Consider the following 21,984-nt stretch of genomic DNA (forward strand, 5'->3'; position numbering starts at 1 on the left):
CCCTGCCCACAAAGCCAAAGAAAACGCACATGAACACCCCCGCTTCGCACGAGCGCCTGCGCTTCAACATGATCGAGCAGCAGATCCGCCCCTGGGACGTCCACGATCCGCAGGTTCTCGAACTGCTCAACACGATCCGTCGCGAAGACTATGTGCCGGCCGTGCACAAGCCAATGGCGTTCTTCGACATGGAATTGCCTCTCGGCGACGGCAGCGTGCCGGGCCAGGTCATGCTGTCGCCCAAGGTCGAGGCGCGCATCCTGAACGACCTGAAGGTGCAGAAGCACGAAACGGTGCTGGAAATCGGCACCGGCTCCGGATTCATGGCCGCGCTGCTGGCGCATGTCGCCGCGCGTGTTCTCACGCTCGAAATCGACGCGAAGATCGCCGAACGCGCCACTGCCGCGTTGCGCCGCAACGGTGTCGCCAACGTCGATGTGCGCCATGCCGACGGTTCGCAGCCGCTGGCCAGCGGCCCGAGCTTCGACGTGATCGTGCTGAGCGGCTCTGTCGCACGCATTCCGCAAAGCCTGCTGAGCTCGCTGAACGTCGGTGGCCGACTGGCCGCGATCGTCGGCGACGAACCCATGATGCGCACCCATTTCGTCACCCGCGTGAGCGAAGGCAAGTGGGACGTTTCCCAGCCCTGGGACACGGTCGCGCCCCGCCTCCTGAATTTTCCGGAACCCTCGCGGTTCAATTTCTGATTCCGGTGCCTTCGCGGCACCTCCGAAAGGTTGCCGAATGATCGAACAAATTCGTCCCGCCGATCTCGATGCGTGGTTCGCGCAGAATCCCGAAGCAGCACCCGTGCTGATCGACGTCAGGGAACCGTGGGAGCTGCAGACAGCCAGCATCGGCCCGCAAGCCGGCAGCGTCACGGTGCTCGCGATTCCGATGAACGAGATTCCGGCACGTCTTGCCGAACTCGATCCGGCCCAGCGCATCGCCTGCCTCTGCCATCACGGCGCGCGCAGCCAGCGGGTCGCCGCCTTCCTGGCGCAGAACGGCTTCGAAGACGTGGCCAACGTGGCCGGCGGGATCGACGCCTGGTCGGCCAGCCGCGATGCCGGCGTGCCGCGGTATTGACCGACGGACATCGAATTTTTTCTAGGACGCTTCATGCCCCTCGTGCTCCGGTTTCTTTCTCCTTCGGCAGCACTTTCGCTCTTTCTTTCAGCACTTCCGGCGCTTCCGGCACATAGCCAGAGCCTGATCACGCTTTACGAAGCGGCCCGCGACTACGACGCCACCTACCAGGGGGCCAGGGCGCAATATGACGCCAGCGTTGCGCGCGCGGCGCAGGCAAAGGCCGGCATCCTGCCGCAGGTCGGGCTGAACGCAGGCGTGTCGCGCAGCGCGCTCGACATCGACGTGATCTCCGGTGCGCCGTCCAGTTCCGCATCGCGCGACTACACGACGCAGAACGTCGGCATCAACGCCACGCAGCCGCTCTACCGGCCGGCCAACTGGGCCGCGTGGGAGCAAGGAAAGCGCCAGGCCGAGATTGCACAGACGGTACTGACCACTGCCGAGCAGGATCTGATCGTGCGCGTGAGCCAGGGCTATTTCGACGTGCTGGCCGCGCAGGACACGCTGGCGCTGGTCCGCGCGCAGAAGTCGGCGGTGGCGGAGCAACTGGCCTTTGCCAAGCGCAACTTCGAGGTCGGCACATCGACCATCACCGACTCGCGTGAGGCGCAGGCGCGCTACGATCTCGTGATCGCGCAGGAAATCTCGGCCGAGAACGATCTGCAGGTCAAGCGCATCGCACTCGATCTCCTGGTCGGACGCAATGGCAGTGCGCCGCTGGCGCTGGCTGCGCCGGTCGTGCTGCCGTCGCCCACGCCGGCCGACATCAACGCCTGGGTCGCTCAGGCGGAAGTCACGCATCCGTCGATCCGACAGGCCCAGCTCGCTGTCGATGTGGCCGGACTCGAAATCGAGAAAGCCCGGGCCGGCGCGAAGCCGACCGTCGACGCGAACCTCGGCTACAACGTCACGCGAAACCCGAACGGCACCAGCGTCACGACCGTCGGCACGCGGGCAAGCGGCCCGAGCGTCGGGGTGGTGTTCAACATGCCGTTGTTCGCCGGCTTCGCGATCGAGAACCGCATCATCGAGACGATGTCGCTGGAGCAGCAGTCGCGCGCGCAACTGGAGGCGACGCGCCGCAGCGTGACACAGGCCACGCGCACGGCGTATCTCGGACTGGTTTCGGGTGCCGGTCAGGTCAAGGCGCTGGAAGCCGCCGAAGCATCGAGCCAGAGCGCCCTCGATGCCAATCGGCTCGGCTATCAGGTCGGCGTGCGCATCAATATCGACGTGCTGAATTCGCAGAGCCAGCTGTTCCAGACCAAACGCGATCTTGCTGTCGCGCGCTACAACGTGCTGCTCGGGAACCTGCGGCTGAAGCAGGCCAACGGAACGTTGGCGCCGCCGGATCTGCAGCCGATCGACGCGACGCTGGCACGCAATGGCGAAGTGGTGAACTCGCCCGCATCGGTTACGCCTCCCATGGTGCAGACAGATCCGGCGTTGCCGGTGCCGGGAATCCCGGCGCGCTGACGCCGGATGCCCGGATCATCGATCCGGTCTCAGTCGAGCCAGGGCTCTGCGCGCTCTTTTTCCGGGACAGGTGCGGCAGGTGCGGCAGGTGCAGCAGGCGCGGCCGGAGTCGGCGCTGCAGCAGCAGGTGCCGAAGCGGCCTGATGGTGCGCGGGCGATGCCGGATGGCCCGCAGCTTCGGATGCCGAAGCGGGTTCGGTCAGCGTCGTGTCGATCGCTGCCGATTCGGCGATTGCCAGCACTGCCGCAGCGGTGCGCTGCGCCGCGCCGCGGTTCGAAGCTGCAAAGGTCTGCGCCGCCTGCGCCATTGCGTCGCGACGCGCCGGATCGGCAACCAGTGCCAACGCAGCCTTGACCGCCTGCTCCATGGTCTGGACGCGCACCGCAGCGCCGGCTGCCAGGGACAGATCTGCCGCCTCGGCGAAATTGAAGGTCGAAGGACCCAGGATGACCGGGCAGGCGCAGGCCGCCGCCTCGATCAGATTCTGTCCACCCAGCGCTTCGAAGCTGCCACCCAGCAGTGCCGCATCGGCGAGTCCGTAATAAAGGGCCATCTCGCCGAGCGAATCGCCGAGCCAGATTTCGGAATCCTTTGGCGCACCTGCGGCGCTGCGCCGCGCGACGGCAAAACCGCTCGATTCGATCAGCGCCGCAACCTCGTCGAAACGCTGCGGATGGCGCGGCACGATCATCCATTGCACGCCTGCCACCTGACGAGCGATCGAATCGACGCCCGGTTGCGCGGCAGGCACTGGCCCCGTCGCACCGAAGCGCTTGAGAACGTCGAGCAGCATCCGCTCTTCGCCGTCGCGCGAGCTGGCCAACACCACCAGCGGACGCGGGAGCGTGCCGCGCAGCGCCATGGCCGTCTTGAGCTGCCGCGCGTCGGGCGTGGCATCGAACTTGAGGTTGCCGTAGACGCCGCCGACTTTGGCGCCCAGCGACACCAGCCGATGCGAGTCCGCCTCGGTCTGCGCCCAGACCGCGGTCAGCGCCGAATAGGCCGGCCGTGCGAGCCAGCGCAGCCGCTCGGCGGAAGCGAGCGACTTTTCATTGAGGCGGGCATTGGCCAGCACCAGCGGAATGCCGCGCGACTTGCAGGCATCGACCATCGCCGGCCAGACCTCGGTCTCCATCAGCACACCGATACGCGGCTGGAAGCGATCGAGAAAACGCGCGACTGCGCCAGGTTCGTCCCAAGGATGCCAGACCTGCATGTCGCCGGGTTCCAGCAGCTTCGCGCCTTCTTCGCGCCCGGTGGCAGTGCCATGGGTCAGCAGGATCGGTACGCCCGGATGCTGTCGTCGCAATTCAGTGATCAGGATGCCGGCAGCGCGGGATTCGCCCAGCGAGACCGCATGCACCCAGCACCAGCCAACGCCGACAGGCAGTTGGCTGCCCGGATTGGCCGGGTCGGGGAAGTCGTAATGACCGAAACGTTCCTCGACCGCCACCGCATAGCCGGGCTCTGCCACCGCACGGCGGCGCAGCTTGCGCCGCACGGCCGGCTGGGCGAGATAAGTGAAAGCGCCGTAGAGGCGAAGCAGTAGCGAAGGCACGCGTGGTATCGGTCCGGGAACGGTTCAGGTTCAGTATCAGTGCGACGATTCGGCGAGCGTCGCGTCGGGCTTGACGGTCTTCAGCAGCGCGAGCATGTCGGATTCGATGCGATGCAGCGCAGCTTCGGTCTGGCCTTCGAAGCGCATCACCAGCACCGGCGTCGTGTTCGAGGCACGGATCAGGCCGAAGCCGTCCGGCCAGTCGACGCGCACGCCATCGATGGTTGAAATCACGGCAGGCGCCGGGAAGTTCACTGTCTTGACCAGCTGATCGACCAGGCCGTGCGGCTCGCCTTCGGCGCACTTCACGTTGAGTTCAGGCGTCGAGAAGCTGGTCGGCAGGCCATCGAGCACCGTGCTGGCGTTCGGGCTCTTGCTCAGGATCTCGAGCAGACGACAACCGGCGTAAGTGCCGTCGTCGAAACCGAACCAGCGTTCCTTGAAGAAGATATGGCCGCTCATCTCGCCGCCGAGCGGAGAGTCGATTTCCTTCATCTTCGCCTTGATCAGCGAGTGGCCGGTCTTGTAGATCATCGGCACGCCGCCAGCGGCTTCGATTGCCGGGCCGAGGCGTTGCGAACACTTCACGTCGTAGATGATGGTGCCGCCGGGCACGCGCGAGAGCACGTCCTGCGCGAACAGCATCATCTGGCGGTCGGGGTAGATGTTGTTGCCTTCGCGGGTCACGATGCCCAGACGGTCGCCGTCGCCGTCGAAAGCGAGGCCGAGTTCGGCGTCGCCTGACTTCAGTGCTGCGATCAGGTCTTTCAGGTTCTCGGGCTTGCTGGGGTCCGGATGGTGGTTCGGGAAATCGCCATCGACCTCGCTGAACAGTTCGGTCACTTCGCAACCGATCGCGCGCAGGATGTCCGGAGCCGAGGCGCCGGCGATGCCGTTGCCCGAATCGACCACGATCTTCATCGGACGCGCCAGCTTGATGTCGCCGACGATTCGCTTCGTGTAGGCCTCGAGCACGTCGACCTTGCGCACCGAGCCGCCGTCGGCCAGATCGGCGCTGTCGGCTTCCATGACCTTGCGCAGGTTCTGGATCTCGTCGCCATAGATCGCGCGACCGGCCAGCACCATCTTGAACCCGTTGTAGTCCTTCGGGTTGTGGCTGCCGGTGACCTGGATACCGCTGGTGGCGAGGGTGTTGGCCGCGAAATACAGCATGGGCGTGGTGGCCGCGCCGATGTCGATCACTTCGACGCCGGTGGCGACCAGGCCGCGGATCAGCGCTTCGACGAGCGAAGGCCCCGACAGACGACCGTCGCGACCGACCGCGACGGATTTTTCTCCGGCGGCACGCGCCGCACTGCCGAAAGCCTTGCCGAGCGCCTCGGCGATCTCCGGATCAAGCGTGGCGGGCACGACACCGCGGATGTCGTAGGCCTTGAAAATCGATGCGCTGAGTTGCATGTTTTTGCCCTGGAAAGTTCTCGAAAAACGAATGCTATTGTAGGCATGGCTCGAAAGAGCCACATGTCCGGAAACGGCCAGTTCGAAGCTTCGCCGTCCGTATGATCGACCGGATGCCCAGCGAACTTGAAAACGTCCAGGATTCCGTACTCGCGGACGATGCCTGCTATCTGGCGATGCAGACGCACGACGCGCGCTTCGACGGATCCTTCTTCACCGCAGTGACTTCTACCGGCATCTACTGCCGGCCGGTGTGCCGCGTGAAGACGCCCATGCGCGAGAACTGCCGGTTCTTCCGCCACGCCGCGCAGGCCGAACACGCCGGTTTCCGGCCCTGCCTGCGCTGCCGCCCCGAACTCGCGCCCCATGTGATCAACTGGTCGACGGAAGACGCATCGCGCATGCTGGCGCTGCAGGCGGCACGGCTGATCGACGCACCGGATGCCTGGCATTCCAGGACGGTGAACGATGTCGGTGAGGATGGAGCCGGAGACAAAGACGAAGACGGCCCCGGCGTCGCGCAGATCGCCGAGCGGCTCGGCGTGAGCGACCGCCATCTGCGACGCATCTTCGAAGCGCAGCTCGGTGTTTCTCCGCTGCAATATCTGCAGACGCGCCGGTTGCTGACAGCCAAGCAACTCATCGCCGACACGGCGCTGTCGATGACGCAAATCGCCCACGCAAGCGGCTTTGCCAGCATTCGGCGGTTCAATGCGGCGTTCGTCGCGCATTACGGCCTCAATCCGAGCGAAATGCGACGGGCTGGAAAGACGAACAGGAAAGGCGGGCCGGACGAAGACCGGCGCTCCGACGGAACGATCTCGGTGCGGCTGGGTTATCGACCGCCCTACGACACGGTCGGAATGCAGGCCTTCATGGCACGACACGCGCTGAAAGGCGCCGAAACCGGCGACGGCGACTGGTTTGCGAGCACATTGCGCATTGGTGGGGTTACCGGCTGGCTGAAGTGGCACTTCGATACCGAAAGCTCGCAACTGAGACTTTCGGTCAGCGAATCGCTCGCCACGGTGCTGCCGGTCGTGATCGGACGCGTACGCGCACTGCTCGACCTGGACGCCGAGCCGATGGCGATCAACGCCCTGCTGCACGACGTTTTCCCGACCAGCGACGGATCGCGCGTGCCGGGAACGCTGGACGGATTCGAACTCGCCGTTCGAGCCGTCCTCGGCCAGCAGATCACCGTCGCGGCTGCTCGCACGATCGGAGGACGGCTGGTCGAGGCCTTCGGCGAACCGATCGACACGCCCATCGCCGGGCTCGACCGACTGTTCCCGACACCCGAAGCCATCGCTTCGGCCAGCAGCGACGCGCTGGGGCAGATCGGCATCGTGCGGCAGCGTCAGGGCGCGATGCATGCGCTGGCGAACGAAGTGCGCTCCGGCCGGTTGGCGCTGCATCCGGGCGCGGACGTGCCGTCGACGCTCAAGGCGCTTCAGGCCTTGCCCGGCATCGGCGACTGGACGGCGCAATACGTCGCGATGCGTGCGCTGCGCTGGCCCGATGCGTTTCCCGCCGGCGACGTGGCGCTGCAGAAGGCGATGGGCGTTTCCACGGCACGCGCGGCCGCCGAGGCATCGCTGGTCTGGCGGCCCTGGCGCAGCTATGCCGTGCTGCGTGCCTGGTACACCCCGCCGGTCTCGGCAGCCGCTCCGATCCGCCAGACAGACGACAAGGACGCACCATGAAATTCAGCACCGATTCCCTGCGCAACCTGCGCACGACGCATATGGAGACGCCACTCGGCGGCGTCGTGCTCGCCGCGACCGACAAAGGCCTCTCCGGTCTCTGGTTCGATGAACAAAAGCATTCGCCGGACACCGAAGGATGGGAGACCGACGATGCCCACCCGGTCCTGCGCATGGCCGCCGAGCAATTGCTCGACTTCCTCGCCGGTCGACGCACGACTTTCGACTTGCCACTCGACCTCTCGCACGGCACCGACTTCCAGCAGGCTGTCTGGCAGGCGCTGCGTGAAATACCGGCCGGCGCAACCACCAGCTACGGCGCGCTGAGCGCGCGCGTCGGACGGCCGACGGCGGTGCGCGCGGTCGGTGCGGCCGTCGGGCGCAATCCGGTCAGCGTGATCGTGCCGTGCCACCGCGTGATCGGCGCGACCGGCGCGCTCACCGGCTATGCAGGCGGGCTGGAGCGCAAGACCGCGCTTCTGCAGCTGGAAGGCGCGTTGTGAGCGGTTCCGTCGAGACGAGTGCGCGGCTGAAGGCGCCTGCAGTGGGCGGTTGGGCAGTCGATCTGGTGCTGCTGGGCGCGATCTGGGGAGCGTCTTTCATGTTCATGCGCATCGGCGCTGCGGAATTCGGTGCGTTGCCGGCTGCAGCGGTCCGCGTGACGGTGGCTGCGCTGTTCCTGGTGCCGCTGGCGCTGCTTCGAGGCCAGGGACCGGCGATGGCGCAGCACTGGAAGGCGACGCTGACAGTCGGCATATTCAACTCGGGACTTCCTTTCGCGCTTTTCTGCTTCGCATTGCTCACGCTGAGCAGCGGACTGCCCGCCGTGATCAACGCGACGGTGCCGATGTTCGGCGCGCTCGTCGCCTGGGCCTGGTTCGGCGAGCGGCCGGGCGGCTCGCGCATCGTCGGGCTGATCGTCGGGTTTGCCGGCGTTGCGCTTTTGGCCAGTCGAAGCGCCGGTTTCCACACCGGCGCGGATGCGGATGGAGGGCACGCGGCGCTCTGGGCCGTGCTGGCCTGCCTCGGCGCTTGCCTGAGCTACGGCGTGTCGGCCAGTGCGACTCGGCGCTTCCTGGCCGGTGTTCCGCCAATGGCGAGCGCTGCAGGCAGCCAGATCGGCGCGACGCTGTTTCTCGCGATTCCCGCGATCTGGCTCTGGCCGGCGCAGATGCCGAGCCTGCACGCGTGGCTGGCGATGATCGCGCTCGGCGTGGTCTGCACCGGACTCGCGTACATCCTGTTCTTTCGCCTGATCGCACGCGCCGGCCCGGCCCGTGCGCTCACGGTGACTTTTCTGGTGCCGGTATTTGCCGTGTTCTACGGCGTCGTCTTTCTCGGCGAGCGCGTCACGCCGTGGATGCTCGGCTGCGCGGCGGTGATCGTCTGCGGCGTCGCGCTGTCGACCGGACTGGTACAACTCGGTCGTCGCGCACGATCGACCGGCTAGATGCTGCTGGCGACCACGTTGATCGACAGGGCGAGCACCAGCATGTTGAAGGCGAAAGAAAGCACGCCGTGGATGAGCGTGATGCGGCGCATCTGGCGCGATGTGGCCTGGACATCGGAAACCTGCGAAGTCATGCCGATCACGAAGGAAAAGTAGAGGAAGTCCATGTAGTCGGGGTCGAGCTTGCCGGGAAAGTCGAGCCCCGGCCCGTTCGGCTCGTTCCTAAGTTCCTGCTGGTAGTAGCGGTGCGCGTAGTGGAAGGCGTAGATGGTGTGGATCAGCAGCCACGACATCGCCAGCGCAAGCACCGCGAGCCCCACGTGCGCCACTCTTTCGAGGCCGTTCATGTCCTTCACCTGCTGCAACAGCATCGCGATGGCTGTGACGCAGGCGCCGACGGCGGTCAGCATGATGATCAGGATCAGCACATTGGGCGGGTCCAGCGACTGCGACCGCTCGCGCGTGCGCTGGGCGTCATAGACCTCGGCCAGCCACCAGGCCAGCAGCAGATAGAACGCCGCGCCGAAGCTCCAGCCCATCAGCGCTCGCGCCACGATGTCCACCGGCCATGGAATGAGTCCGAAGCCTAAACCTGCGACGAGGCCATAGAGAAGTCGTTGGAGGCCGAAAGCCTGGGAAATATGTTCGCGCATGGTTCGACTCTACCCAGCAGCTGCGCCACGCATTCGCGAGACAACGGCTTGCTCACGCAGCGGTCGAAGCCGGCAACCTTGCATCGGCGCCGCGTCAGGGGATCGTCATGCGCAGACATCGCGATGATCGTGCTGGGCTGCTGTCCGGCCGTTTCCTGGTAGTTCCGAATCTTGCCGATGGCCTCGATCCCGCCCATCACCGGCATTTCCAGATCCATGAAGATGAAGTCCGGACGTTGCTTCATGACCGACTCGACGGCGGCATGGCCATTCAGCACCGTCTGCACGGCGCCGTGCGTTTCGACCATGCCGGCAACGGCGATCGCGCTGTACGCATCGTCGTCGACAACCAGGATGGAGCGCGCGACGAAGATCTGCTGCGTTTCCGACTTCCGCTGGCCGATGTCCACACGCCCTAGCCCGCCAAGCACGGGCATCAGCTCCAGCGTAAGAACCGTTCCCTTGGTTTCGGACGTGCTCATGCGGATCTGGCCGGACTGGGCCTTGGCCATCAGCTGCGCCGAATACGTACCGAGGCCGGTGCCACTCATCTTCCCTGCCGTCGAATATTTATGGAAGAAGTTGGCACGCACCGCTGTCGGCACGGCACCCCGGTTGTGGATCGAAACGCGCACCTTCGAACCGTCCCGGATGCGCACCGTGATGCGACTTCCTTCGGGCGCAGCTTCGATGGCGTTCTTCATCAGGTTTTCGAGGATGGTCTCGCAGAGAACGACATCGGCCTGCGCCCACAATTCGCTCAGCTCCGGGTGCAGCGAGAACCCGATCTGCTTGGTTGCAGCCTGCGCACTGAAAGTGTCGCAAACCCTGCACACCATGCTCACCATGTCGACCGGCTCCGGCGTGAATTCGTAACGGCCATCCTCTATCGGGTAGAAATCGACCGAAAGCTTCAGCATCTTCATGGCGCGTCGCGCGGTCGCTTCCAGTTTCATCAGAAGCGCTTCTTCTTCTCCGACCGGCCTGCGCACGTTCCGCAGCGTATCGGTGATCGAGGCGATCTGCACGAGCGGCGTCTTGAGGTCGTGACGCGAAATCCGCTCGACCTCCTCCCGTGTATGAAGCGTTTTCTCGAGTGCCGCATGCTGCCGGATGATTTCGCGCGTCCGCGCCTCGACTCCTGCGTTGACCGCACGCAGATGCCGTTCGATCTCGAATCGTGCAGTGATGTCGACGAAAGTACAGACGTAGCGCGCCATTGCGCCGTAGCGGTCCGAAATACGGATGGCGCGGGCGTGCACCCAGATGCGGGTCTTGTCCTGCCTGATCAGCGGATATTCCATCGACTGAAGCTGCATCGATTCGTATGGCTTCGTGACGCTGTCGAGCTGCCTGGTGAACTCGTCCTTCACGCGACTCCTGAAACCAGGCGGCAAGTGACTCCAGAACTCCATCCTCAATGTGTCGACATCCGGCGGCAGCCCGAGCATTTCGCACAGCCGAGGCGAGTAATGCGCAGAGCGATCGACATCGTTCCATTCGAGACACCCTGCGTCGCTGCATCGCAGAAGGAGCTCGAGCCGCACGCGACGGGCGTCGACCGCATCGCACTGGCTGCTCATGCTGACCTTGTAGAGCTTCATGAGTGCCGTAAAGACGAATATCAGCGCGATGGCTCCGAATGGCACTGCCGGGGCCTTCAGCTGCCACAACGCGATGCCAGTGCAGATCACGACGCAAGCGGCGAAGACCTCGCTGTAGCGACTCGGTGCGATGAGCATCAGCGCAGCGATGCTGGCATAAGCCCACACAAGTCCGTCCGTGCCGTGCGTGCCGATTCCCGAGACCACCCATGCGCAAGCTGCGATTGCCGCCAGAAGCTCGAAAAGATCCGAAGGGTATCGCCGCTTCAGCGCAGCGCACAGCAATCCGAGCGTCAGCGCAAGGGCGACCCCGAATCCGACGTCGTGCTTGAACCCGTGCACGAAGTCGAAGGCGACTTCAAGCAAAACAACCACGCCGCATCCTGCGATGCCCCACGTCACCATCAGACGACGTTCGGACAGTTGCGCTTGCGCCCCCAGATGCGATCTCGCATGTTTTGCCATGCTTGGTGCTTTCTCGAATCAGCGACAACGCTGTGGAAACGCCAGGATTAACGACTCGAGGATGAATTTTCTATCCATTGACAGATTCGTTAACTGATTGTGAACTTTGATTTTATGCAGGAAATGTACTTCTTAATACGTAAGAATAGGCTTACTTTTTTTACATCGTTAAAAAGCAGGGCGTTACAAAGCCCGAATCAACGTGCGAACTGTTTAATAAAACCTAAGTTCACAGTTCCAAAGATGGCTCTCAAATTAGTGTTATGAGATGCCGATGGCACACTGATTAGTGTGAGATGCGTCACAGACGAGCGTGTCCAAACCTTGCATCATTGGCGCATGTCAAAAATTCTCATTCTTCTTGTGGGCCTCGCGATGACCTGGGGTCTCGTGGCAAGTTTTGGCGTCATATCGCTTGCCGTGTGCTTCGCACTCGCACTCGGTACGCTGCTGTTCTCGACAGAGCCTGGGGATGACGAGGTCGTCAGCACCAACTATCAACCGCGCGAGAACCATTTCGGTTCGCCGTCGACATTCATGGGCGGTCTTTGATCCTCGCTGGCTGACGTCGACGGGATCTTAGGGTCGTGCGCCTGCGCGAACCCAATGAAAAAGGGCATCCGGTCTATCGACCGGATGCCCTTTGACTTTATTGGTCGGTGTGAAAGGATTCGAACCTTCGACCCCTTGCACCCCATGCAAGTGCGCTACCAGGCTGCGCCACACACCGAAGCCTGCGAGTATACCGTGGCAGTTTCAGCCTCAGAGCCCGGTCGACAGCAACTCGCGAATTTCGATCAGCTCGTGGCGCACCTGTTGCCACTGCAACGTCGATGTCGTCTCGACGCACTTCGCTTGCGACACCTCCTGCTCGCCAGCATTTTCCTTCGCCGAAGCCGCCTCCCAGACTTCCTGGTCGATGTCCGTGGCCTCGACTCCTTCGACAAGAATTTCGGCTGTCTCCGCCCGACGAATGTCGCGCGCATTCTGGGCGATTTCTTGAAGCTTGTTGCGGGCACCGCTGATCGTGAAGCCCTGGTCGTAGAGCAAGTCGCGAATGCGGCGGATCATCAACACTTCGTGGTGCTGGTAATAGCGACGATTGCCACGCCGCTTCATCGGTCGCAGCTGCGTGAACTCCTGCTCCCAATAACGCAGCACATGTGGCTTCACACCGCAGAGTTCGCCGACTTCACCGATCGTGAAGTAGCGTTTGACCGGTATCGACGGGAGCGTTTTCTCCATTGAAATCAAGACTGTGCGAGCAAAACCTCAGAGGTTACTCCACCAGCACATGGCAGGCCAAGCACTTATTCCGTGCCGACGCGCCAGTCTGCGACTTCAGTCGTTTCGTCGGCTTGGGGCATCTCGTCCTCGCCGCCGTTCTGGATCTGCTCCTTCAGCTTGGCACTCGCATGAAATGTCGCGACGCGACGCTCGCCGATCGGAATCGCTTCGCCAGTGCGCGGGTTCCGGCCCGGACGCGGCGCCTTCACGCGGATCTGGAAGTTTCCGAAACCCGAGATCTTCACGTCCGTGCCTTCGATCAGGCTGTTGCCGACCAGGTCAAAGAACGCCTCCACCATGTCCTTCGACTCGCGCTTGTTGAGGCCGATCTGCTCGAACAGAAGTTCAGCCAGATGCGCCTTGGTCAGCGCCGGTGTTTCAAGAGCTTCGAGCGTGAAATCCATGGTCTTCATCCTCGCAGACGCGCACCCAGCGTGGCACCGAGCGTCTCGATGATCGAGCGCACCGCAGGGTCAACCTGCTCATCGGTCATCGGCGCACTGTCGCTCTGGAAGCGCAGACGCACAGCCATGCTTTTTTCACCGCTCGCCTGAGCCGCCGAAGGCTGCGGGCGATAGATGTCGAACAGCGCTGCGTCGCGCAGCAGGCCCTGCGTCGGTGCAGTACGGATCGCAGCCATCAACGCTGCATGCGTGACGGCCTCGGCCACCACCACGGCGATATCGCGCTCGACCGCCTGCATCTTCGGCACGGACTGCGAAACCGGCACCGGACGCGCGGTGACCGCGTCCAGCTCGAGTTCGAACAGCATCGGTGCATGCGAGAAATCCCACTTCTGGCGCCACCGCGGATGCAACTCGCCGACGACGCCGATCGCCTTGCCGTCCAACAGCACCCGCGCGGCGCGGCCGGGATGCAGCGCAGGATGCTCGACCGGTTCGAAGCTTGGCACCAGCGGCGCAAGCAATGCCTCGACGTCGCCCTTGACGTCGTAGAAATCGATGCGTTGCGGCTTGCCGTCCCAGCGCGCTTCCTCGGCATCGCCCCAGGCCAATCCGGCGATGCGCATCGGCTGGTGAATGCCTTTCACGGTGCTGTCGGTGGTCTCGACGCTGGCGTCGCGCAGAAAGACGCGTCCTGACTCGAATACGCGCACGCGCGGTGCCTTGCGGTCGAGGTTGAACTTGAGCACCTGCAGCAGTGAACCCATCAGCGACGAACGCATCACGCTCATCTGGCTGGCGATCGGATTCAGCAGTCGGATCGGATCGGCGTTGCCCGCCAGATCGTGTTCCCAGTGCGCCTCGACGAAGCTGAAATTGATCGTTTCCTGATACCCGAGCGCGGCCACACGGTGACGTGCGGCAAAACGGCTACGCTGCGACTCGGCACGCACGCGCGCAGTGATCGGACCGAGCGGCGCGGTCGTCGGCAGGTTGTTGTAGCCGATGAGACGCGCGACTTCCTCGATCAGATCTTCCTCGATCAGCAGGTCGAATCGATGCGGCGCCGGCGTGACGACGATGGTTCCGTCGCCCTCCTCGATCGGCAGCCCGAGCCGGCGCAGCGCATCGACGCATTGCGCCTGCGTCACCGGCATGCCGATCACACGCGCCGCACGCGCCACGCGCAGCGTCACGGGCTTGGCTTCGGGCAGACGCAGGATCCGGTCGTCGATCGGTCCGGCCGTGCCGCCGCAGACGTCGATCACGAGCTGAGTGATGCGCTCGATGATCGCGACCGTGCGGCTCGGATCGACGCCGCGCTCGAAACGATGACCCGCATCGGTCGAGAAATTGAAACGGCGCGACCGGCCCTGGATCGCCTCGGGCCACCAGAAGGCGGCTTCGACGTAGATGTTCTTCGTGTCGTCGGACACGGCCGTCGCATCGCCGCCCATGATCCCGGCAAGCGATTCGACCTCGCGCTCGTCCGCGATCACGCCGACCTTCTCATCGACGGTGACCGTGTTGCCATTGAGCAGCTTGAGCTGCTCGCCAGGCTTGCCCCAGCGCACGGTCAGGCCGCCGTGGATCTTGTCGAGATCGAAGATGTGCGTCGGCTGGCCATACTCGAACATCACATAGTTCGAGATATCGACCAGCGGCGAAACGCTGCGCTGCCCGCAGCGTGAGAGTCGCTCGACCATCCAGGACGGCGTCGCGGCCCTGGTGTCGACGCCACGCACGATGCGGCCGGAAAAACGTCCGCAGAGTTCGGGCGCCTCGACCTTGACAGGCAACACGTCGGCGTGATCCGTCGGGACAGCTGCGATCTGCGGTGTGTTCAGCGGTGCTCCGGTCAGTGCAGCCAGCTCGCGCGCGATGCCATAGACGCTGAGTCCGTGCGCCAGATTCGGCGTGAGCTTGAGCGTCAGCAGCGAATCGTCGAGCTTGAGAACGTCGCGCACGTCTGCACCCAATGGCGCATCGGCTGCGAGCTCCATCAGGCCGCCGTGGTCTTCGCTCAGCTTGAGTTCGCGGGCCGAGCAGAGCATGCCCTGGCTTTCGACGCCGCGCAGCTTGCCGAGCTTGATGAGGAAAGGTTTAGCGTCCTTGGCGTCGTCCGCAGGCGGCAGTTCCGCGCCGACCAGCGCGCATGGCACGCGAATGCCTGCGCGCGCATTCGGCGCGCCACAGACGATGTTGAGCAATTCGCCCTGGCCGACATCGACCTGGCACACGCGCAGGCGATCGGCGTTCGGATGCTGGACGGCTTCCCTGATTTCGCCGACGACGATCCTGGAAAACGGCGGTGCGACCGGACGGCGTTCTTCGACTTCGAAGCCGCCCATCGTGAGCGTCTCGGCCAGTTCGGCGCTCGACAGCGGCGGGTTGCAAAATTCGCGCAACCATGACTCGGGGAATTGCATCTCGTTGTTCTCTTAATCTTCTTCTTGCTCAAATCGGATCACCGAATCACCGGATCACTGGAACTGCGACAGAAAGCGCAGGTCGCCGTCGAAGAACAGCCGCAGATCGTTCACGCCGTAGCGCAGCATCGTCAGGCGATCCGGACCCATGCCAAACGCAAAGCCGATATAGCGCTCGGGATCGAGCCCCATGTTGCGCACGACGTTCGGATGCACCTGGCCCGAACCGGCAACTTCCAGCCAGCGGCCGGCCAGCGGTCCACTCTGGAACTGGATGTCGATCTCGGCGCTGGGCTCGGTGAACGGGAAGAAGCTGGGCCGAAAGCGCAGCACCAGATCGTCGCTCTCGAAGAAGGTACGGCAGAAATCGGTGAAGACGACCTTCAGGTCCTTGAAGCTCACGTTTTCGCCGAGCCACAGCCCTTCGCACTGGTGAAACATCGGCGAATGTGTGGCATCGCTGTCGACGCGGTAGGTGCGGCCGGGCGCGATGACACGGATTTCAGGTGCCTTGGTCTCGCCGGTTGCATCCTTGGCGGCAGCCTCGAACTGCGCTGCGTATTTCTTGATGTGCTGGTGGGCATAGCGCACCTGCATCGGGCTGGTGTGCGGCCGGAGGTTGTACGGGACGCCGTCGTCGCCATCGATATCGACGTAGAACGTGTCCTGCATCGAACGCGCCGGATGGTTTGGCGGATTGTTCAGCGAGGTGAAACTATGCCAGTCGCTCTCGATCTCTGGGCCGTCGGCCACGTCGAACCCCATGCTGGAGAAGATCGCCTCGATGCGCTCCAGCGTGCGGCTCACCGGATGCAGCCCGCCGCCGGCCGTACGCCGGCCGGGCAAGGTGACATCGAGCGACTCGGCGCGCAGCTGACCGGCAAGCTCCTCATCCGCCAGTTGCTGGCGACGCTCGGTCAATCCAGCCTCGATAGCCTGCTTGGCCACGTTGATGGCAGCGCCGCGGAGCTTCTTCTCTTCGACAGGCAACTGCGCCATACCCTTCATCAGCTCGGTGATGCGGCCGGCCTTGCCGAGAAACTGGGCCTTGGCGTTTTCAAGTTCCGCAGGTGCCATCGCTTGAGCAAAAGCGGCGCGCGCGGTATCGACCAGGGAGTCCAACTCGTTCATGGGAATTCTTCGCGGGAAACGGGAAAGAAAAAAGGACTGGAGCCTTCTCAAGCGCCAGCCCTTATACCGTGGGCGCAGACTGCCGCCCGAAAGCGACTTTCTGCTTTGCAGGATCAAGCAGCCAGCTTGGCCTTGACCTGCTCCACGATGCCGGCGAATGCGGCCTTGTCGTGCACCGCTATGTCCGCAAGCATCTTGCGGTCGATCTCGATGCCCGCCTTGCGGATGCCATTGGCGAACTGGCTGTAGGTCAGGCCCAGTTCACGCGAGGCGGCGTTGATACGCGCAATCCACAATTGACGGAACACGCGCTTCTTTGTGCGGCGATCACGGTAGGCATATTGCCCAGCCTTCATCACCGCCTGTTTGGCGACGCGGAATACATTGCCGCGGCGACCGCGGAAACCCTTTGCAAGGGCGAGAACTTTCTTGTGGCGGGCGCGAGCCGTTACACCACGTTTGACGCGAGGCATGTGATTACTCCTTGTTCGTCTGAATTAAATGCCCATGCCGGGCAGCATCGCGGCCATCGAAACCATATTGGTCTCGTGAACGCTCACTGAACCGCGCAACTGGCGCTTGTTCTTGGTGGTCTTCTTGGTCAGGATGTGACGTTTGAAGGCTTGACCGCGCTTGACGGTGCCACCGGGACGAACGCGGAAACGTTTCTTCGCGCTGCTCTTGGTCTTCATTTTGGGCATATCAATGCTCCTTTAATTTGTGCTCGTGAGGCGCTGCGGATACTCCACAGACTTGTTGGCCCCGAGACACTTCTTATCTCGCCGCTGCATGCACCCGAAAGCGCGTGCAGCGCCGAAACCCTTCAAATCCTCAGCTGCCCGCTTACGGACAGCTACCGCTTCAAGCCGTTGCCGGCGTCTGCGAAGCTTCGGCTGCCGGCTTCGGCGCGCCGCCTGCCTTCTTGCGGCCAGGTGCGATCATCATGATCATCTGGCGGCCTTCGAGCTTCGGGAACTGCTCGACCATGATCAGGTCGGCCAGCTCGTCGCGAATGCGCTGCAGCAAAGCCAGACCAAGTTCCTGGTGCGTGATTTCGCGGCCGCGGAAACGCAACGTGATCTTGCACTTGTCGCCCTCTTCAAGAAAGCGCTTGATGTTGCGCATCTTGATGTTGTAGTCACCGTCATCGGTGCCCGGGCGGAACTTGATTTCCTTGACTTCGACGATCTTCTGCTTCGACTTCGCCTCGGCTGCCTTCTTCTGCTCGTGGTACTTGAACTTGCCGTACTCGATCAGTCGACAGACAGGCGGGTTCGCTGCGGAAACGACTTCCACCAGATCGACATCCTGCTCACCGGCCAGGCGCAAAGCCTCGGTGATGCTTACAACACCCATCGGCTCGTTCTCGGGTCCGATCAGGCGAACTTCCGGGGCCATGATTTCCCGGTTAAGGCGGTGTTGGCGTTCCTCGCGGTGGCGGCGGTCGCGAAATGCAGTAGCGATGGTCAGGATCCTTCAAACAGTTTGCTGCCGGGCTGGCAGCGATTACAGTCGAGATTGCGCCCACAAACCGCTTTTCAACAGAGATCAGCGTTTGTGTTGGATGTCCTGGGCGATCTTTTGCGAGAAAGCCTCTACAGACATGGCACCGAGGTCAACATTTCCTCGGGCGCGCACTGCGACGGCACCTGCTTCCTTCTCCTTGTCGCCCACGACAATGATGTAGGGAAGCTTTTGCAACGAATGCTTGCGGATTTTATACGTGATCTTCTCGTTGTGCAGGTCGAGCTGAACCCTAAGCCCTTGATTCTGCAGTGTTTTCGCCACAGAAGCCGCATATTCGGCCTGTCCTTCGCTGATATTGAGCACCGCGACCTGCACTGGCGCCAGCCACGCAGGCATTGCGCCCGAGTGATGTTCGATCAGCATGCCGATGAAGCGCTCGAGGCTGCCGACGATCGCGCGGTGCAGCATTACCGGGTGTGCACGGCCGCTGGTTTCGGTCACGTACTCGCCGCCGAGTCGCTCCGCCATGTTGAAGTCGACCTGCATCGTGCCGCACTGCCACTGGCGCCCGATGGCGTCCCGAAGCGTGTATTCGATCTTCGGACCGTAGAACGCGCCGTCGCCGGGCGAAATGATGAAATCGACACCCGAACGACGCAGAGCTTCCATCACCGCATGCTCCGCCTTGTCCCAGAGCTCGTCGGATCCGATGCGGCTCTCGGGCCGCGTCGCCACTTTGTAGAGGATGTCGGTGAAGCCGAAATCGGCGTAGACCTTCTGCAGCTGCGCCGTGTAGTTCACGCACTCTTCGAGGATCTGGTCTTCGGTGCAGAAGATGTGACCATCGTCCTGCGTGAAACCGCGTACGCGCATGATGCCGTGCAGCGCACCGCTGGGTTCGTTGCGGTGGCATTGGCCGAATTCGCCGTAACGCAGCGGCAGGTCGCGGTAGCTGCGCAGGTCCGACTTGAAGATCAGCACGTGGCCCGGGCAATTCATCGGCTTCAGAGCGTATTCGCGCTTTTCCGACTCCGTGACGAACATGTTCTCGCGATAGTTCTGCCAGTGGCCGGTCTTCTCCCACAGGCTCTTGTCCAGCAGCTGCGGCCCCTTGACCTCCTGATAGCCGGTGTCCTTGTAGACCTGGCGCATGTACTGCTCGACTTCCTGCCACATCGCCCATCCCTTCGGATGCCAGAAGACCACGCCGGGCGCAACTTCGTCGATGTGGAACAGGTCGAGTTCTTTGCCGAGGCGGCGATGGTCGCGCTTTTCGGCTTCCTCGATGCGCTGGATGTACTGGTCGAGCTGCTTCTTGTCGGCCCAGGCCGTTCCATAGATGCGCTGAAGCTGCTCGTTCTTGGCATCGCCGCGCCAATAGGCGCCAGCCAGCTTCGTCAGCTTGAAAACCTTCAGGAAGCGTGTGTTCGGCACGTGCGGACCACGGCACATGTCGACGTATTCCTGGTGATAGTAGAGCCCCATTGCCTGCTCATCGGGCATGTCTTCGACCAACCGGAGCTTGTAATCCTCGCCGCGCGATGCAAAAACCTCGATGACCTCCGCACGCGGCGTCACCTTCTTCACCACGTCGTAGTCCTGAGCGATCAGGTCGCGCATGCGCTGTTCGATGGCAGTCACATCTTCGGGCGTAAACGGGCGTTCAAACGAGATGTCGTAATAGAAGCCCTCGTCGATCACCGGCCCGATCACCATCTTGGCCGTCGGGTACAGCTGCTTCACCGCATGGCCGACCAGATGAGCGGTCGAGTGGCGGATGATCTCCAGCCCCTCGTCGTCCTTGGGCGTGATGATCTGCAGACGTGCGTCGTGATCGATGATGTCGCTGGCATCGACCAGTTTGCCGTCGACCTTGCCTGCGACCGTCATCTTGGCGAGCCCGGGGCCGATCGATCGGGCAACGTCGGCAACCGAAACCGGGCCGGGGTACTCGCGTTGCGAGTTGTCGGGGAGCGTGATTTGAATCATGTGGAACCTTGAGCCTGAAAAACAAAAAGCGCGGTGGTGACCGCGCTTTGCTGGGAGATGACGGCAATGGCCGACGTGCGCGGGATTACCGGCGCGTTCCTTCGAAGGAAGCGCCGCGGCGTGCGTCGGACGTAGTTCGCGGTGTCATAACCAGATTGCCTTTCTCGCTCTTGTTGCGGGGACGGAGCCGTCGATTCTATCTTCCCGGCTCCGCCCTCGTCCGGCGCGTCAGTGGAACTGCTCTTCCTCGGTCGAGCCGGTCAGCGCAGTCACGCTCGACTTGCCGCCCTGGATCACCGTCGTCACCTCGTCGAAGTAGCCCGTTCCGACCTCCTGCTGATGCGACACGAAGGTGTAGCCGCGATCGCGGGCCGCGAATTCGGGCTCCTGCACTTTCTCGACATAAGCCGACATGCCGCGCGCCGCATAGTCTTGCGCCAGATCGAACATGTTGAACCACATCGAATGGATGCCGGCCAGTGTGATGAACTGGTACTTGTAGCCCATTGCACCGAGTTCGCGCTGGAACTTGGCGATGGTCGCGTCGTCGAGGTTCTTCTTCCAGTTGAACGACGGCGAGCAGTTGTACGCGAGCATCTTGCCCGGATGCACCTTGTGCACGGCTTCGGCGAACTTGCGGGCGAATTCGAGGTCGGGCGTGCCGGTTTCGCACCACACCAGATCGGCGTAGTGCGCATAGGCGACTGCGCGGCTGATGGCCTGGTCCATGCCCTTCTTCGTGCGATAGAAACCTTCGGCCGTGCGTTCGCCGGTGATGAAGGGCTTGTCGTTTTCGTCGTAGTCGCTGGTGATGAGGTCGGCGGCTTCGGCGTCGGTGCGGGCGATAACCAGCGTCGGCGTGCCGCAGACATCCGCCGCCATGCGGGCGGCGATCAGCTTCTGCACGGCTTCGGTCGTCGGGACCAGCACCTTGCCGCCCATGTGGCCGCACTTCTTGACGGACGCCAGTTGGTCCTCGAAATGCACGCCGCCGGCGCCGGCCTTAATCATGGCCTTCATCAGTTCGAATGCGTTCAGCACGCCGCCGAAGCCAGCTTCGGCATCGGCCACGATCGGTGCGAAATAGTCGACGTACCCCTCGTCGCCCGGGTTATTGCCCTTCGACCACTGGATCTCATCGGCGCGGCGGAAGGTGTTGTTGATGCGCTCGACCACCGTCGGCACCGAATCGACCGGGTACAGCGACTGGTCCGGGTACATCGACGCGTAGCTGTTGTTGTCGGCAGCGACCTGCCAGCCCGACAAATAGATGGCCTTGATGCCGGCCTTGACCTGCTGCATCGCCTGGCCACCGGTGAGCGCGCCGAGACAGTTGACATACGGCTCGCTGTGCACCAGATCCCAGAGCTTTTCCGCTCCGCGACGTGCCAGCGTGTGTTCGATGGGGAATGAGCCGCGCAAGCGCACGACTTCGGCGGCGGTGTAGCCGCGCTTGATGCCCTTCCAGCGCGGGTTGGTGGCCCAGTCTTTTTCGAGGGCAGCAACCTGTTGTTCGCGGCTGAGCTGTTCGGTGAGGGTTTGCGGCATGGTGTTCACTCCTGAAGGTTGATTGAAATTCGTTGTTCGGCGCGTCTGCGTTAGCACTACTTTACGTCGGCAAATCTGTCTTATGTCTTATATAAGACTTATTTTTAATTCAATCAAATCAATGGGTTATCGAAACCATCCCTTGATGTGAAATTTTATTTCTCATATCGGAAAATAATTCGCTGGATATCCAACTGATTTTTCCGCATTACGAAATGCATCCCTCCAAGTGAAATGCGGTCCTCGCGAACGGCGCTTGCCGAGCATTGACGCATCATCCGACCGTCCGATTCCGTCCCGCTCGC

20 protein-coding genes and 1 tRNA gene are annotated in these 21,984 nt (G+C 62.9%); 7 read left to right on the forward strand and 14 right to left on the reverse strand.

Annotated features, from left to right (window positions below; translation table 11 throughout):
- Positions 1 to 29: 29 nt before the first annotated feature.
- From ACSFA3_RS07005 to ACSFA3_RS07015, 3 genes are read left to right on the forward strand one after another with little or no spacing between them, the layout of a single operon-like run.
- Entirely contained in the window at positions 30 to 707 is a 678-nt protein-coding gene (locus ACSFA3_RS07005) for a protein-L-isoaspartate O-methyltransferase family protein (protein WP_435504647.1), read from the forward strand.
- A 37-nt stretch (positions 708 to 744) separates the two neighbouring features.
- A complete protein-coding gene (locus ACSFA3_RS07010) occupies positions 745 to 1,089 on the forward strand; it encodes a rhodanese-like domain-containing protein (protein ID WP_435504648.1) in 345 nt (114 codons plus the stop codon).
- Between the two features lie 33 nt (positions 1,090 to 1,122).
- Positions 1,123 to 2,568 (forward strand): TolC family outer membrane protein, encoded by a 1,446-nt coding sequence (locus ACSFA3_RS07015; protein ID WP_435504649.1) that lies wholly within the window; start codon positions 1,123 to 1,125, stop codon positions 2,566 to 2,568.
- A gap of 29 nt (positions 2,569 to 2,597) precedes the next feature.
- Here ACSFA3_RS07015 and ACSFA3_RS07020 read toward each other — a convergent pair whose 3' ends face one another.
- On the reverse strand, positions 2,598 to 4,127 hold the full coding sequence (locus tag ACSFA3_RS07020) for a 3-deoxy-D-manno-octulosonic acid transferase (RefSeq protein ID WP_435504650.1): 1,530 nt from the start codon (positions 4,125 to 4,127) through the stop codon (positions 2,598 to 2,600).
- 36 nt (positions 4,128 to 4,163) lie between these two features.
- The gene (locus ACSFA3_RS07025; protein WP_435504651.1) at positions 4,164 to 5,546 is read right to left on the reverse strand and encodes a phosphomannomutase/phosphoglucomutase; all 1,383 of its coding nucleotides are present in this window, start codon (positions 5,544 to 5,546) and stop codon (positions 4,164 to 4,166) included.
- Between the two features lie 113 nt (positions 5,547 to 5,659).
- Between ACSFA3_RS07025 and ACSFA3_RS07030 the strand changes: the two genes are divergently transcribed.
- From ACSFA3_RS07030 to ACSFA3_RS07040, 3 genes are read left to right on the forward strand one after another with little or no spacing between them, the layout of a single operon-like run.
- Entirely contained in the window at positions 5,660 to 7,252 is a 1,593-nt protein-coding gene (locus ACSFA3_RS07030; RefSeq protein ID WP_435504652.1) for a DNA-3-methyladenine glycosylase 2 family protein, read from the forward strand.
- A complete protein-coding gene (locus ACSFA3_RS07035; protein ID WP_435504653.1) occupies positions 7,249 to 7,755 on the forward strand; it encodes a methylated-DNA--[protein]-cysteine S-methyltransferase in 507 nt (168 codons plus the stop codon). The genes ACSFA3_RS07030 and ACSFA3_RS07035 overlap by 4 nt, the downstream gene beginning before the upstream one ends.
- Positions 7,752 to 8,702, forward strand: a complete 951-nt coding sequence (locus tag ACSFA3_RS07040; RefSeq protein ID WP_435504654.1) for a DMT family transporter — start codon at positions 7,752 to 7,754, stop codon at positions 8,700 to 8,702. The genes ACSFA3_RS07035 and ACSFA3_RS07040 overlap by 4 nt, the downstream gene beginning before the upstream one ends.
- Here ACSFA3_RS07040 and ACSFA3_RS07045 read toward each other — a convergent pair.
- Positions 8,699 to 9,355 carry a DUF1345 domain-containing protein gene (locus ACSFA3_RS07045; protein ID WP_435504655.1) on the reverse strand — a complete coding sequence of 219 codons (657 nt, stop codon included), beginning with the start codon at positions 9,353 to 9,355 and terminating at the stop codon, positions 8,699 to 8,701. The two genes, ACSFA3_RS07040 and ACSFA3_RS07045, sit on opposite strands and share 4 nt — an antisense overlap.
- On the reverse strand, positions 9,289 to 11,424 hold the full coding sequence (locus ACSFA3_RS07050; protein WP_435504656.1) for a hybrid sensor histidine kinase/response regulator: 2,136 nt from the start codon (positions 11,422 to 11,424) through the stop codon (positions 9,289 to 9,291). The genes ACSFA3_RS07045 and ACSFA3_RS07050 overlap by 67 nt, the downstream gene beginning before the upstream one ends.
- Positions 11,425 to 11,763: 339 nt before the next feature.
- Here ACSFA3_RS07050 and ACSFA3_RS07055 point away from each other — a divergent pair, with 339 nt between their 5' ends.
- Positions 11,764 to 11,976: a hypothetical protein gene (locus ACSFA3_RS07055; RefSeq protein WP_435504657.1), complete on the forward strand. Its 213-nt coding sequence runs from the start codon at positions 11,764 to 11,766 to the stop codon at positions 11,974 to 11,976.
- 101 nt (positions 11,977 to 12,077) lie between these two features.
- On the opposite strand, the gene ACSFA3_RS07060 is transcribed toward ACSFA3_RS07055, so the two are convergent.
- The 10 genes from ACSFA3_RS07060 to aceA all read right to left on the reverse strand — a co-directional run bounded on the left by ACSFA3_RS07060 (position 12,078) and on the right by aceA (position 21,679).
- Positions 12,078 to 12,154, reverse strand: a tRNA-Pro gene (locus tag ACSFA3_RS07060).
- Positions 12,155 to 12,186: 32 nt separating this feature from the next.
- Entirely contained in the window at positions 12,187 to 12,669 is a 483-nt protein-coding gene (locus tag ACSFA3_RS07065) for a MerR family transcriptional regulator (RefSeq protein WP_435504658.1), read from the reverse strand.
- Positions 12,670 to 12,734: 65 nt separating this feature from the next.
- Positions 12,735 to 13,124: an integration host factor subunit alpha gene (locus ACSFA3_RS07070; protein ID WP_435504659.1), complete on the reverse strand. Its 390-nt coding sequence runs from the start codon at positions 13,122 to 13,124 to the stop codon at positions 12,735 to 12,737.
- Positions 13,121 to 15,544 carry a phenylalanine--tRNA ligase subunit beta gene (gene pheT / locus ACSFA3_RS07075; RefSeq protein WP_435504660.1) on the reverse strand — a complete coding sequence of 808 codons (2,424 nt, stop codon included), beginning with the start codon at positions 15,542 to 15,544 and terminating at the stop codon, positions 13,121 to 13,123. The genes ACSFA3_RS07070 and pheT overlap by 4 nt, the downstream gene beginning before the upstream one ends.
- Positions 15,545 to 15,598: 54 nt before the next feature.
- Positions 15,599 to 16,675, reverse strand: coding sequence for a phenylalanine--tRNA ligase subunit alpha (pheS, locus tag ACSFA3_RS07080; RefSeq protein WP_435504661.1), 1,077 nt, complete (start codon positions 16,673 to 16,675; stop codon positions 15,599 to 15,601).
- Between the two features lie 113 nt (positions 16,676 to 16,788).
- The gene (gene rplT / locus ACSFA3_RS07085; RefSeq protein ID WP_007832499.1) at positions 16,789 to 17,148 is read right to left on the reverse strand and encodes a 50S ribosomal protein L20; all 360 of its coding nucleotides are present in this window, start codon (positions 17,146 to 17,148) and stop codon (positions 16,789 to 16,791) included.
- Between the two features lie 24 nt (positions 17,149 to 17,172).
- Positions 17,173 to 17,376 (reverse strand): 50S ribosomal protein L35, encoded by a 204-nt coding sequence (gene rpmI, locus ACSFA3_RS07090; RefSeq protein WP_435504662.1) that lies wholly within the window; start codon positions 17,374 to 17,376, stop codon positions 17,173 to 17,175.
- A gap of 160 nt (positions 17,377 to 17,536) precedes the next feature.
- A complete protein-coding gene (gene infC / locus ACSFA3_RS07095) occupies positions 17,537 to 18,148 on the reverse strand; it encodes a translation initiation factor IF-3 (protein ID WP_435504986.1) in 612 nt (203 codons plus the stop codon).
- A gap of 75 nt (positions 18,149 to 18,223) precedes the next feature.
- Entirely contained in the window at positions 18,224 to 20,131 is a 1,908-nt protein-coding gene (thrS, locus tag ACSFA3_RS07100; RefSeq protein ID WP_435504663.1) for a threonine--tRNA ligase, read from the reverse strand.
- Between the two features lie 228 nt (positions 20,132 to 20,359).
- A complete protein-coding gene (gene aceA / locus ACSFA3_RS07105; RefSeq protein ID WP_435504664.1) occupies positions 20,360 to 21,679 on the reverse strand; it encodes an isocitrate lyase in 1,320 nt (439 codons plus the stop codon).
- Positions 21,680 to 21,984: the final 305 nt, after the last annotated feature.

The sequence above is a fragment of the Variovorax glucosi genome, assembly GCF_051216695.1.
Lineage (GTDB): Bacteria > Pseudomonadota > Gammaproteobacteria > Burkholderiales > Burkholderiaceae_C > Variovorax.